The following is a 12,709-nucleotide window of genomic DNA, read 5'->3' as shown; positions in this document are numbered from 1 at the left end:
GAGCTGCCGCCCCTGGAGCTGCGGGTTCCCGCCACCTCGGCCAACCTCGGCCCGGGCTTCGACAGCCTGGGGCTGGCGTGGGATCTGTGCGACCGGGTGCGCGTCCGGGTTGCCCGCGAGTACGCCGTCGAGGTCACCGGGGAGGGTGCCGGTGACGTGCCTCGCGGTCCGGACCATCTGATCATCGCCACGCTGCTCGGGGCCCTGCGCGACCTCGGCGGCCCGGTTCCGCCAGCGGTGGCGCTCGAGGCCGAGAACGCCATCCCGCACGCGCGGGGGCTGGGATCCTCGGCCGCGGCCGTCGTCGCCGGGTTGCTCGCGGCCTGGACGTGGGCCCGACCCGGCCGGCCGGTCGACGAGCGCTGGTTGCTGCGGCGCGCCCGGGCCGTCGAGGGCCACCTGGACAATGCGGCGCCGGCGCTGCTCGGCGGCCTGACGCTGGTGGTGCCGGGGGAGGACCGGGTGCTGCGGCTGCCGCTGGACCCGCGGGTCGCCGGCGCGGCCTTCGTCCCGGGTGACGCGCTCGCCACCCGGGCGGCGCGCGGCGTACTCCCGCCGACCGTCCCACACACCGACGCTGCCGAGAACGCCGGCGCCGCGGGCCTGCTGGTGCATGCCCTGGCCGGGGCGCCGGAGGAGTTGCTTGCCGCGACCCGGGACCGGCTGCACCAGCCGTACCGGGCTCCGCTGATGCCGGCCTCGGCGGCGCTGGTGGAGCGCCTGCGCGACGCCGGCGCGGCGGCCGTCGTCTCGGGCGCCGGCCCGACGGTGGTGGTGCTCGGGACGGCGGCCGAGCTGGCCGGCATTGCGCCGGCGACCGGGTTCCGGGTGCGGCGGCTGCGGCCCGGCCCGGGGGCGAGCGTCGGCACGCCGGGGGACTGAACGGTTTGCGATCCGCTCCCACCCCGGTGCTACGCTGGACGCGACGGTGATGGTCGGTACGCCCACATCACTCGGCGCCCAGTCAAGCCGGGCGCGGCGATATCTCGATCCAGGGTCCTCGCCACAGACTTCATCCCAAGCGACACTGCGTCGTTCCCTGTCGGGGCTTGAGCAGCGGAATCTGAGTCCACTCCGCACAACGAGGCGGCCATGCCCGGCCGCGAGAAAGAAGGACAAGTGACGGACACCACCGAGACGACGAGCGCCGCGGCGGGAAGCCGCCGGCGCAAGGGTTCGGGTCTGGAAGCCATGGTGCTCCCCGAGCTCAAGAAGGTCGCCTCCCAGCTCGGCCTGAAGGGCGCCGGCACCATGCGCAAGGGAGACCTGATCTCGGCCATTCGCGCCGCGCAGGGCGGGGCCCCGACGGGCGGCCAGGCTCCCCGGGCAGCCGCCGCACCCACCGATGCCCCGGCCACCGATGCCGCGCGTAGCGAGCAGCCGCGAACCGAACCGGCCCGCACCGAACAGGCCCGTACCGAACCGGCCCGCAACGAACCGGCCCAGGCGGCGCTGCCCGATGCGGACGAGCGCGCCGAGGAGGCGCGCCGACAGGCCCGCGAGCGTTCCGAGCAGCGTCGCAACGGCACCGGCGACCAGGCCGGCGACAACCGCCCCGATGGCGCAGAGGGTCGCCCGGACGGCGAGCGCCGCGAAGGCAACCGCAACGAGAACCGCAATCGCGACGAGAACCGCAGCCGCGACGAGAACCGCAGCCGCGACCGGGACAACGGCAGTCGCGACGAGAACCGCAGCCGCGACGAGAACCGCAACCGGGACAACGGCAATCGCGACGAGAACCGGAACCGCGACGAGAACCGGAACCGCGACCGGGACAACGGCAATCGCGACCGCGATGACGACGGGGGTGGCCGGCGCGGTCGCCGCCGGCGCAACCGCGACCGGCAGAACCGCCGCGGCCGTGGCGGGATGGATCGCCTCGAGGTCGATCCGGTGATCAGCGAGGACGACGTGCTGGTCCAGGTCTCCGGCATCCTCGACGTGCTGGACAACTACGCCTTTGTCCGGACCAGCGGCTACCTGCCGGGCTCCGACGACGCCTACGTCTCGCTGTCGATGGTCCGCAAGTTCGGCCTGCGCAAGGGCGACGTCGTGACCGGCGTCATCCGCGAACCGCGGGAGGGCGAGCGCAAGGAGAAGTTCAACCCGCTGGTCCGGATCGAGACCATCAACGGCGACGCTCCGGAGAACGCGAAGAACCGCCCGGAGTTCGGCAAGCTCACCCCGCTCTACCCGCAGGAGCGACTGCGGCTGGAGACGACGCCGACCAACATGACCGGTCGGATCATCGACCTGGTCGCCCCGATCGGCAAGGGCCAGCGCGGCCTGATCGTCTCCCCGGCCAAGGCCGGCAAGACGATGGTGATGCAGAACATCGCCAACGCGATCACCACCAACAATCCCGAGGTGCACCTGATGGTGGTGCTCGTCGACGAGCGCCCGGAAGAGGTCACCGACTTCGAGCGGACCGTGACCGGCGAGGTGATCTCCTCGACCTTCGACCGGCCCGCCGGTGATCACACCACCGTCGCGGAGCTGGCGATCGAGCGCGCCAAGCGGCTGGTCGAACTCGGCCACGACGTGGTCGTCCTGCTGGACGGCATCACCCGGCTCGGTCGGGCGTACAACCTGGCCGCTCCCGCGTCGGGCCGGATCCTGTCCGGCGGCGTCGACTCGGCCGCGCTCTACCCGCCGAAGAAGTTCTTCGGTGCCGCGCGCAACATCGAGAACGGCGGCTCGCTGACGATCCTTGCCACCGCGCTGATCGAGAGCGGCTCGAAGATGGACGAAGTGATCTTCGAGGAGTTCAAGGGCACCGGCAACATGGAGCTGCGGTTGCGTCGCGAACTGGCCGAGAAGCGGGTTTTCCCCGCCATCGACGTCAACTCCTCGACGCGGCGAGAAGAGTTGTTGATGAGCCGCGAGGAGCTGGGCATCGTCTGGAAGCTGCGCCGCGTGCTCAGTGGGCTGGACGGGCAGCAGGCGCTGGAGACGCTGCTGAACCGGATGCGGAAGACGCAGAGCAACACCGAGTTCTTGTTGCAGATCCAAAAGACCACGCCGAACCGCGACGACGACTGATCGGATCGACCGAACGACGGTCGGCCCCGGGCGGATCGCCCGGGGCCGACCGTCGTTCGGTCTGCGCTCTCACCGCTCAGGGCGGCGACGGATCGTCCACAGCATCAACCCGGTCGCACACAGCGTCATCGCCGCCCCGACGAACAGGGGCGAGGCGGCGCCGTGGCCGCCGTCCAACGCCAACCCGGCCAGTGTCGCCCCGACCCAGTTGCCCAGATTCAGTGCCGCGATATTGGCGCTGCTGGCGAAACCGGCGCCGTCGGCCCAGGTCAGGATCCGGGCCTGGGTGGCCGGGGTCAGGCTGAACCCGACCGCGCCCATCGCGAAGACCCCGATCGTCGCCGCGATCGGCCAGGCCGCGGTCAGCCCGAAGCCGATCATGATCATCGCGACGACCGCCGTGACGATCACCGGGAACCGGTCGTCGAGCCGGCCGGCCACCCCGCTCCCGCCGAGCAGGTTGCCGGCAAAGGTGCCGACGCCGAAGACCAGCAGCAGGCCGGCGATCGCCGTCGGCCCGAGGCGGGTGACCGCGCTCAGCGTGTAGGCCAGATACGAGAACGCGCCGAACACCCCGCCGAAGCCGAGCACGCTGACCCCGAGGGTCAGCCAGACCTGCTCCGAACGCAGCCAGCCCGTCTCGGTGCGCAGATCGTTCGGGGCGCCCCGCCCGGTCGGCACGAACGCGATCAATGCGATCAGCACGATCACGCCGATACCGGTCATCACGGCGAACGTGGCCCGCCAGCCGAACTGGTTGCCGAGCAGGTTGCCGATCGGCAGCCCGAGCACGATCGCCAGCGTGATCCCGCTGAACACCATCGCCACCCCCTTGGCCTTGCGTCCCTCGGGCAGCAACTCGGCGGCCAGGGCCGCGCTGATCCCGACATAGGCGCCGTGGCACAAGGAGTTCCGGCACCCGGAGTTCGGAAATCTTGATCTTCGGTTCGAGTCCTTCGAGGTCAGCGACCGGCCGGGACAGCGGCTGCTGTTGCTGAGCGCGGAGCCGGGCTCTGCCTCCGACGCCGGGCTGTCGCTGCTGTCGATGGCCGCTCGCGGCTGACGCGGCGGCGACCCCGCCGGCGGGCACCATGGGCCGATGGAGCGCAGGGCGTTACTGGGCGGGGCCATCGCCGTCGGCCTCGGGGGCCTCGGCGGCTGCGGCCGGTCGGTCACCCCCGACGATCCACCGCCTCCGCCGTCCGCGTCGCCGCTGCCGCCCGACCAGTTGGTGTTCCGGATCCACATCGCCCCGGGGCTGGTCCCCGTCTCCTACCAGGTATTCAACGTGCCGGCGTTGTCGATCTTCGGCGACGGGCGCGTGATCCGGCCGCGACCGGAGCGCACCCTCGGCGACGTGCCCCCGGAGCTCGAGGTGGCGACGGTCGACCCGGCCGCGGTCGCCGGATTCGCCGAGCAGGCGGCGGCCTCCGGACTGCTGGCCGGCATCGACTACGGCTCCCCGGCGATCACCGACCAGCCGGTCACCATGATCAGCATTGCCCCCGCCGGGCCGCCACAACAGATATCTGTGTACGCCCTCGCCGACCCGGCCCGCGATGCGGAGCTGACCGGGCTGACCGCACAACAGCGCACCGACCGGGCGCGACTGTGGGCGCTGTTGGAACGCGCGCGGGCGCTGCCCGGTGACGCGCCCTTCCGCGACTTCGCCCCCGACCGCGCCCGACTGGTGGAACTGCCGGAGCCCACCGACGTGGGCGGGCAGCGCCTCCCGCGCTGGCCCGGTCCCGATCCCGACGCGGTGCTGTCGTCCGGGACGGACGCCCTCGGCGGCCGGTGCGCGGAGCTGGCGGGCGAGGTTGTCGCGCCCCTCCTGCGCGCCGCGCGCGACAACCCGACCACCCAGTGGCGGGTCGGCCGCGTGACCCGCCGGCTGCTGGTCTCGCCCCTGGTGCCCGAGCAGCCGGCCTGCGGCTAGCTAGGGCGAGACGGCGTCGCGGGAGATGTTGTGCAGGCGTACCTGCCCCCGCGCGAGCGCCTTTCCGCTGGCCTCGTCGGTGATGATCACCTGCCACAGTTGCTGGGTGCGGCCGCGGTGCAGCGGCTCGGCCACCACCTGCGCGCGACCGGCCCGTCCGGGACGGAGAAAATCGGTGGCATTGTGCACCCCGACGACGCCGAGCCCCTGATCGGCGACCGCCGTCGCGGCGCCGACGCTGGCCGCCGTTTCGATGATCGCGCAGAACACACCACCGTGGACGATCCCGTAGGGCTGGTGATGCTGCGGACCAAGATCGACATGCCCCGCCAACCGGTCGCCGGTGTTCTCGGTGATCTCCAACCCGATCAGGTCCAGGAACTCGCTCGACGGGAGCGCTGCGGCGTCATTGCTCATGATCGAACCGTACCCGTTCCCACTCGGCCGGTGGCCCGGATGTCACGACGAACAACGGATGTGCCCGGGCCGGGCCCAGCTCGTCCACCAGCTCCGGCGAGCGGGCCGCCAGCTTGGTGATCAGGTGTCGGTGCTCCAGCGCGAGCTGGCCATCGGTCACGGTGAGCTGCCCGCCGGGCGGGCCGGGCCGGTCGATGCGGGCGCGGTCGAAGCGGTAGCCGCGCCGGTCGGCCTCGTCGGCCAGGCCGACCAGATAGCGGCCGATCTCGCGCTGCGGTACGCGCTGGTCGGCGAACCGGGCAAGCTGCGGATGGCGCCGATAGCCCCGGGTACGCCCGGCCAGCACGGCCTGGGCGAGCAGCGCCTCGCGCCAGCCGGCGATCAGGCCCTGCCGGTCGAGCAGTTCGGGATGCAGGGACCACAGGCGCACCCCACCACCGTAGCCACCCGGCCACGCCGAAGAATGGCCAACCTTGACCTCCCGGACGCCGCGTCCTAGCTTCTCAGCAGCAAAGCGAGGTGGTGATGAGTCGATGAGGGCGCAGATGGATCGCCGCGACTTCGTCCGCCTCGGTCTGGCCGGAGCAGCCGGTGCGTCCGGTCTGCTGGCCGGTTGCGGCGGCACCGTGCCCGCGCCGCCCGACCCGAACCTTCCGCAGGTGCCGGGCGGCCGTTATGCCCACGGCGCCACCGGCGGCGGCCTGAACGACACCCTCGACGCGCACTTCCCGGTGACCACCCCGGACATCGCTCGGGTGAACAATCTCTACGAGCCGTTGTTCCAGTTCGATTTCGACGCCCAGGCCCAGCCCTGCCTGGCCGAGAGCGTGGAGCCGAACGCCGATGCGACCGTGTGGACGGTCCGCCTGCGCCCGGACGTGATCTTCCACAACGGCAAGCCGATGACCGCCGACGACGTGATCTTCAGCCTCCAGCGCGCACTGGACCCGGACAATCCGTCGCCGGCCGCCAGCGAGCTGAGCATGCTGGACCCGGCGCGGATCCGGCGGATCGACGACCGCACGGTCGAACTGCCGCTGGACTCGGCCTATGCCGAGGTCGACCAGTTGTTGGCCAACTACGCCCTGGGCATCGTGCCGACCGGTTACGATCCCGCGGCCCCGATCGGCACCGGCCCCTTCGCCGCGCGCGAGTTCGCCCCCGGCGCTCGCAGCGTCTTCAGTCGGTTCGACGGCTACTGGCGCGCGCCCGCGTTCGTCGACGAGCTGATCATCTACGACTTCAACGACGACGCGGCGAAGGTCAACGCGCTGTTGGCCGGTCAGGTGCAGAGCATCGACGGGCTGCCGCAGTATCTCGCCCAGTCCGTCCAGCGGCAGGGGGTCAGCCCGCTGATCGCCGAGACCGGTGCCTGGATGCCGTTCACCATGCGCGTCGACGTGGCGCTGCTGGGCGATGTCGACGTGCGCAATGCGCTGCGGTGGGCGGCCGACCGGCAGCAGATGATCGACCAGGCCCTCAGCGGCTACGGCACGCTCGCCAATGACGTCTACTCACCGTTCGATCCCGCCTACGTCGGCGACCGGTTCGAACAGCGCGAGCAAGATCCCGAGCGCGTGCGGTCCCTGCTCCGCAAGGCCGGCCGCGAGGACCTGCAGCTCGAGCTGGTCACCTCCTCGGCGGTCGGCTCGGGCGCCGTGCAGTCCGCGCAGGTGTTTGCCGAACAGGCGCGCTCGTGCGGCATCGACGTCGCGCTGCGGGTCACCGATTCTTCGGTGTTCTACGGCGAGCGCTACCTGCAGTGGGACTTCGCGATGGATTTCTGGAACACCCGCAACTATCTCGCGCAGGTGGCCCAGTGCGCGCTGAAGGACTCGCCCTACAACGAGACGCACTTCGACGACGCCGAGTTCGTCGCGATCATCGACCGGGCGCGCCGCGAGCTGGATCCCGGCCGGCGGGCCGAACTGCTGGGCGAGGCCCAGCGGATCGAGTACGAACGCGGCGGCTACCTGATCCCGTTCTTCAAGCAACAGGTCGATGCCCATTCCAATCTGGTCCAGGGTCTGCGCCCGAGCCGATTCCTGCCGATGTCTGGTTTCCGCTTCCAGTACGCCTCCCTGGTACGCCCATGAGTCTGGTACGCACATGAGTCTGGTACGCACATGAGCGCCGACCCCGCCGCCACCACGCCCCGCCGGCCCGACGCCGGCCCGGCGTCACCGTCCGGGCGTACCCGGCCCCGCCGACCGGGATCGGCGCGCGGCTGGGCCAGCTGGCTCGCCCGGCGGATCGGCCTGGCGATCCTGACCCTGTTCGTCGTCTCGGTGCTGATCTTCTTCGCCACGGTCGCCCTCGGCGACCCGGTCCGCGCGATCCTCGGCCGCGACTATGTGAACAGTCCCGAACGGGTGGCGACGCTGCGCGCCGAGCTGGGGCTGGACCGCCCACCGGTGCAGCGGTACCTGGACTGGCTGGGCGGCCTGTTCACCGGCGACCTCGGTACCTCGCTGGCCAACCGCACCCCGGTCGCCGACCTGATCGCGCAGCCCGTGATCAACTCCGCCGTACTGGTCCTGATCGCGACGCTGGTGATCATCCCGCTCTCCTTCGGCCTCGCGCTGTGGTCGGCGAGTGCCCGCGGGAAGCGGGCCGATCACATCATCCAGACGGTGCTGCTGGCGCTCGCGGGGCTCCCGGAGTTCGTGATCGGCATCGTGCTCGTCGCCGTCTTCTCCACCACCGTCTTCTTCGTGCTGCCGGCCGTCACGATCAGCCCGGGCGGCGATGCGCCCTGGCTGCAGCCGGCGTCGATGGTGCTGCCCGTGCTCACCCTGGTGCTCACCGTCGCGCCGTATGTGTCGCGGATCGTCCGGGCGACGCTGGTCGAGGTGTTGGACAGTGACTATGTCGCGCTGGCCCGGCTCAAGGGCGTACCCGAAAGCGTCGTCGTCCGCCGGCATGCGCTGCGCAATGCGCTGGTGCCCGGTGTCCAGGTGACCGCGCTGCAGCTCGCCTGGTTGGCCGGCGGGATCGTGATCGTGGAGTACCTGTTCTCCTATCCCGGCATCGGCGCCCAACTGGTCTCCGCGGTGAACAACAACGACGTCCCGGTGGTGCTCGCGCTGGCGATGATCATCGCGGCTGTCTACGTCGTGGTGAACCTGATCGCCGACATCGCCTCGATCCTGCTCACCCCTCGCGCCCGGACGGCGATCGCCGGATGATCGCCCGCCTGCTCCGCCAGCCCCGCTTCGTCGTCGGAGCGGTGATCACCCTGCTGGTTGTCGCGCTCGCCCTGCTCGGGCCGCTGTTCGCCCCGCACGGCGAGAACGACATCGTGGGCAACCCGTTCACCCTGGAGGGGGCATTCCTCGGCACCGACTACCTCGGCCAGGACGTCTTGTCGCGGGTCCTGCACGGCGGTCGGTCGATCCTGGTCAATGCGCTGCTGGCAACGGCCCTGGGGATGGGCCTCGGTGTCACGATCGGGCTGATTGCGGCGTATGCCGGCGGATGGCCCGACGAGATCTTGATGCGGGCCAACGACATCATGCTGGCCTTCCCGCCGATCCTGCTGGCGCTGGTCGTGCTGGCCTCGGTGGCGACGCCCACCTCCTGGATGATCATCGTCCTGGTCGGCATCTCGCACGCCCCGCGCGTGGCCCGGCTGACCCGTGGCGTCGCGCTGTCGCTGGTCTCGCGCGACTACGTGTCGGCGGCCAGGGCCCTGGGTGAGTCGCCGCTGCGCATCGTGCTCTTCGAGGTGTTGCCCCAGATGACGGCGCCGCTGCTCGCCGAGGCGGGCCTGCGGCTGACCTATTCGATCGCGATGATCGCCGGGCTCGGCTTCCTCGGTTTCGCCACGGACCCGACGGCGGCCGACTGGGGTCAGATGATCAACGAGAACCGGCTGGCGCTGCTGGTGCAGCCCTGGGGCGAACTGGCCCCGGTGCTGGTGATCGGCATCTTCACCATCGGCACCAACATGCTTGCCGACGGGGTCTCCCGGGTCGCGGCCGCGGGGGAGGAGCGCTGATGAACGGCGAGCGGCCCGGACCTGCGTGCGTGGTGACCGATCTCGGCGTCGCCCTGTCCGGCACCGGTATCGACGTGGTCGACGACATCGACCTCGTGCTCGCGCCGGGCGAGGTGGTGGCGCTGGTCGGGGAGTCCGGCTCCGGCAAGACGACGGTCGGTACGGCGCTGCTCAATTACGCCCGCGAGGGCGCGGTGATCGATGCGGGAAGCGTGGTGATCGGCGACCGCGACCTGCTGGAGCTGCCGCCGGCGCAGGTCCGGCGGGCGCGCGGCGACGACATCGCCTATGTTCCCCAGGACCCGGCGGCGGCGCTGAATCCGAGCATCCGGATCGGCCGCCAGATCGTCGAGCTGTTGGAACTGCGCGGGGTCGGTACGCCCGCCGAGCGGGATGCCTGGGCCCGGGAGGGGCTGCGCGATGTGGGGCTGCCCGACGACGATGAGTTCCTCGCCCGCTACCCCCACCAGCTCTCGGGGGGACAGGTGCAGCGCGTCGCGCTGGCGATGTGCTTCCTGCCGCGGCCGTCGGTGCTGGTGTTGGACGAGCCGACCACGGGCCTGGATGTCAGCAGCCAGCGGCTGGTCCTGCAGACCATGGCCCGGCTGTGCCGCGACTACGGCATCGCCGCGCTGTATGTCACCCACGATCTTGCCGTCGTCGGCAATGTCGCGGACCGGGTGCTGGTGATGTATGCGGGCCAGGTCGTCGAGCAGGCGCCGCGCGACGCGCTGTTCGCCGACCCGGCGCATCCCTACACGCGGGCGCTGCTGGACGCGATCCCGCATCTGGACACCGCCCGTTCGCTGACCGGCATCCCGGGGACGACGCCCGGCCCCGGCCGACGACCGGAGGGCTGCCGGTTCCATGATCGTTGCGGGTTCGCCGAGCCCCGGTGTGCGGAGACCGCCCCCGCGCTGATCGGCGTGCGGGACGCGGGGGAGTCGCCGGAGCCCGAACCGGTCAGCGGCGAGCCCGGCCAGCACCTGGCCCGTTGCGTACGGATCGGCGAGCTGCCGCGCTGGGACCCCGACCGTGGCGACATCCCCGACGCCGACCCGCAGCGGGCGCGCTCGGTGCTGCTCGAGGTCCGCGATCTGCGGGTGCGCTACGGCCGCAAGGAGGTCGTGCACGGGGTCAGCTTCGACGTCGCCCGTGGCGAGGTGGTGGCCCTCGTCGGCGAGTCCGGATCGGGCAAGACGACCATCTCGCGCGCCGTTGGCGGCCTGATCGACAACTGGACCGGCCAGATCGCGCTGCACGATCGCGACGGCGCGGTGCACGATCTGGCCCGCGGCGCGCGTCGACGCACCGCCCGGGACCGGCAGCGGGTGCAGTACATCTTCCAGAATCCCTACCTGTCGCTGAATCCGCGGATGACCGTCGAGCAGATCATCGCCCGCCCGCTGAAGGTGTTCGGGCTGGCCAGCGGTGCCGCGGCCCGCGACCGGGTCGCCGAGCTGCTGGAGGCGGTGGCCCTGGGCCCGACAGTGGCGCGCTACCGGACCAACCGGTTGTCCGGCGGCGAGCGGCAACGGGTCGCCATCGCCCGGGCCCTGGCCGCCGAGCCGGACCTGCTGGTCTGCGACGAGATCACCTCTGCGCTCGACGTCTCGGTCCAGGGCGCGATCGTCGAGCTGCTGGAGGGCCTGCGCCGCGACCGCGGTATCGGGATGCTCTTCGTCACCCACAACCTCGCCCTGGTCCGGTCGATGGCCGCTCGGGTCCAGGTGCTGCACGACGGTTCGCTGGCCGAGGGCGGCGAGACCGGCGCCGTGATGGACCGGCCGAGCCAGGACTACACCCGGGGACTGCTCGCCGACACCCCGACGCTCTGAGCCGCGGCGCGGCTCAGGTGACGGAGACGATCAGCAGGGTCGCCGCGAACACCAGCCCGCTGGCGAGCAGCGTGATCGTGGTGTAACCGAGGATGTCGCGCATCTTCAGCCCCGCGATCGCCAGCAGCGGCAGCGCCCAGAACGGCTGGATCATGTTGGTCCACTGGTCGCCGTAGGCCACCGCCATGATGGCGATCGCCGGATCCACCCCGAGCCGCGAGGCGGCGTCCAACAGGATCGGTGCCTGGACCGCGAACTGCCCGCCGCCCGACGGCACGAAGAAGTTGACCAGGCCGGCCGACAGCAGCGCCAGCAGCCCGAAGGTCTGCGGCGTGGCGACGGCGACGATCGCATCGGACAACACGCCGATCAGCCCGGAGTCGGTCATGATCCCGAGGATCCCCGCATAGAGCGGGAACTGCAGCAAGATCTCCCCGACATTCGAGGCAGCGTTCTTGGTCAGCCCGATCAGCTCGAGCGGGCTGCGCACGATCAGCAGGATCAGCGCGAGGAAGGACCAGTTGACGATGTCCAGGGTCAGCGATCCGCCGGTGGCGAAGTGCAGGATCAGGTACGCCGTGAGCAGCAGCCCGATCGCCAGCGTCGGGATCCGGGAGGCGTCCAGCCGGTCGGCGGGGGTGGTGATGTCCTCGGCCGGCGCCGCCGGCTCGGCCGCCTGCTCGGCGGTGAGCTCGACGATCTGGCCGCCGCCGCGGGGCGCGACCAGCCAGAGCGCACCGAGGACGGCGAGCACGGTGGCGACGATGGCGATCAGGTTCCAGGTGGAGAACGTGGTTTCGGTGATCGGAATCGTGCGGCCGAGTTGATCGGCGATGAACGAGCCGGGGGTCGCGGCGGTGAGCGGGCCCGAGCCCGAATAACCCATGTGCCAGACCACGAACCCCGAGAAGCCCGCCGCCACCAGCATCGGGAAGTGCAGCCGCAGCCCGCGTTCGCGGCCGCTGCGGGCGACCTCGAGCGCCAGCAGGCCCGCGACGACGAGACCGAGGCCCCAGGTGATCAGGCTGGCCACCGCCGCGACGAGGGCGACGAAAAGGTAGGCCTGCATCGGGGTCTTCGGGATCCGCGCCAGGGCGACGAGGAGGCGGCGTACCGGACGGGTGTTGGCGAGGATCGTCCCGAGCAGCAGGATCAGCGCCATCTGGGTGATGAAGGACAGCAGTCCGGAAAGCCCGTCGCCCCAGGCGATGATCACCTCGACCGGACCGGTCGGGGTCAGCACCAGAGCGGCGATCGCGACGATGAACGTGAGCGCGATCGCGAACACCAGCGCCGACGGAATGAACCGCTCGACGAGGGAGTTGATCGGACGCATCGCCGCCGCCAGGGGCGCGCGGTCGGACGGGGCTGGCTGGGACATCGTCGTCACCTCGTGGTCGTCGTTCGCTGTGCCCGATCAGATCATGCCGTGACGGATCGGCGCGTCAGGACGATCATGCGGGCGCCGGGGCG

General features: G+C 71.3%; 11 protein-coding genes and 1 pseudogene. 8 read left to right on the top strand and 4 right to left on the bottom strand.

Annotation, left to right across the window (positions count from 1 at the left end; genetic code table 11):
- Positions 1-3: 3 nt before the first annotated feature.
- Together thrB and rho are read left to right on the top strand one after the other, a co-directional pair.
- On the top strand, positions 4-882 hold the full coding sequence (gene thrB / locus GGQ54_RS01435) for a homoserine kinase (RefSeq protein ID WP_425487413.1): 879 nt from the start codon (positions 4-6) through the stop codon (positions 880-882).
- 309 nt (positions 883-1,191) lie between these two features.
- Positions 1,192-3,042 (top strand): transcription termination factor Rho, encoded by a 1,851-nt coding sequence (rho, locus tag GGQ54_RS01430; RefSeq protein WP_246292781.1) that lies wholly within the window; start codon positions 1,192-1,194, stop codon positions 3,040-3,042.
- Between the two features lie 69 nt (positions 3,043-3,111).
- On the opposite strand, the gene GGQ54_RS01425 is transcribed toward rho, so the two are convergent.
- Positions 3,112-3,948 (bottom strand): MFS transporter, encoded by an 837-nt coding sequence (locus GGQ54_RS01425; protein ID WP_179443762.1) that lies wholly within the window; start codon positions 3,946-3,948, stop codon positions 3,112-3,114.
- A 55-nt stretch (positions 3,949-4,003) separates the two neighbouring features.
- Between GGQ54_RS01425 and GGQ54_RS17725 the strand changes: the two are divergent.
- Both GGQ54_RS17725 and GGQ54_RS01415 read left to right on the top strand, forming a co-directional pair.
- A pseudogene (locus tag GGQ54_RS17725) lies at positions 4,004-4,105 on the top strand (hypothetical protein); the annotation flags it as partial.
- A 36-nt stretch (positions 4,106-4,141) separates the two neighbouring features.
- Complete coding sequence (locus tag GGQ54_RS01415; RefSeq protein ID WP_179443761.1) at positions 4,142-4,981, top strand: hypothetical protein; 840 nt, start codon at positions 4,142-4,144, stop codon at positions 4,979-4,981.
- Here GGQ54_RS01415 and GGQ54_RS01410 read toward each other — a convergent pair whose 3' ends face one another.
- Both GGQ54_RS01410 and GGQ54_RS01405 read right to left on the bottom strand, forming a co-directional pair.
- Positions 4,982-5,398 carry a PaaI family thioesterase gene (locus tag GGQ54_RS01410; RefSeq protein ID WP_179443760.1) on the bottom strand — a complete coding sequence of 139 codons (417 nt, stop codon included), beginning with the start codon at positions 5,396-5,398 and terminating at the stop codon, positions 4,982-4,984. It abuts the gene before it with no gap.
- Positions 5,388-5,828: a pyrimidine dimer DNA glycosylase/endonuclease V gene (locus GGQ54_RS01405; RefSeq protein WP_179443759.1), complete on the bottom strand. Its 441-nt coding sequence runs from the start codon at positions 5,826-5,828 to the stop codon at positions 5,388-5,390. Before GGQ54_RS01405 ends, GGQ54_RS01410 begins: the two co-directional genes overlap by 11 nt.
- 115 nt (positions 5,829-5,943) lie before the next feature.
- Between GGQ54_RS01405 and GGQ54_RS01400 the strand changes: the two genes are divergently transcribed.
- Genes GGQ54_RS01400 through GGQ54_RS01385 form a run of 4 tightly spaced genes read left to right on the top strand, consistent with a single transcriptional unit; the run spans position 5,944 to position 11,236 of the window.
- Entirely contained in the window at positions 5,944-7,494 is a 1,551-nt protein-coding gene (locus tag GGQ54_RS01400; protein WP_218843607.1) for an ABC transporter substrate-binding protein, read from the top strand.
- Between the two features lie 30 nt (positions 7,495-7,524).
- Positions 7,525-8,586, top strand: a complete 1,062-nt coding sequence (locus tag GGQ54_RS01395) for an ABC transporter permease (RefSeq protein ID WP_179443757.1) — start codon at positions 7,525-7,527, stop codon at positions 8,584-8,586.
- Positions 8,583-9,398 carry an ABC transporter permease gene (locus GGQ54_RS01390; RefSeq protein WP_179443756.1) on the top strand — a complete coding sequence of 272 codons (816 nt, stop codon included), beginning with the start codon at positions 8,583-8,585 and terminating at the stop codon, positions 9,396-9,398. The genes GGQ54_RS01395 and GGQ54_RS01390 overlap by 4 nt, the downstream gene beginning before the upstream one ends.
- The gene (locus GGQ54_RS01385) at positions 9,398-11,236 is read left to right on the top strand and encodes an ABC transporter ATP-binding protein (protein ID WP_179443755.1); all 1,839 of its coding nucleotides are present in this window, start codon (positions 9,398-9,400) and stop codon (positions 11,234-11,236) included. Before GGQ54_RS01390 ends, GGQ54_RS01385 begins: the two co-directional genes overlap by 1 nt.
- A gap of 13 nt (positions 11,237-11,249) precedes the next feature.
- On the opposite strand, the gene GGQ54_RS01380 is transcribed toward GGQ54_RS01385, so the two are convergent.
- Positions 11,250-12,617, bottom strand: a complete 1,368-nt coding sequence (locus GGQ54_RS01380) for a short-chain fatty acid transporter (protein WP_218843600.1) — start codon at positions 12,615-12,617, stop codon at positions 11,250-11,252.
- Between the last annotated feature and the right edge of the window lie 92 nt (positions 12,618-12,709).

The sequence above is a fragment of the Naumannella cuiyingiana genome, assembly GCF_013408305.1.
In the GTDB taxonomy this organism is placed as follows: Bacteria; Actinomycetota; Actinomycetes; order Propionibacteriales; family Propionibacteriaceae; genus Naumannella; species Naumannella cuiyingiana.
The sequence above is the reverse complement of the archived record's forward strand: the minus strand, read 5'-3'. Positions and strand labels throughout refer to the sequence as shown.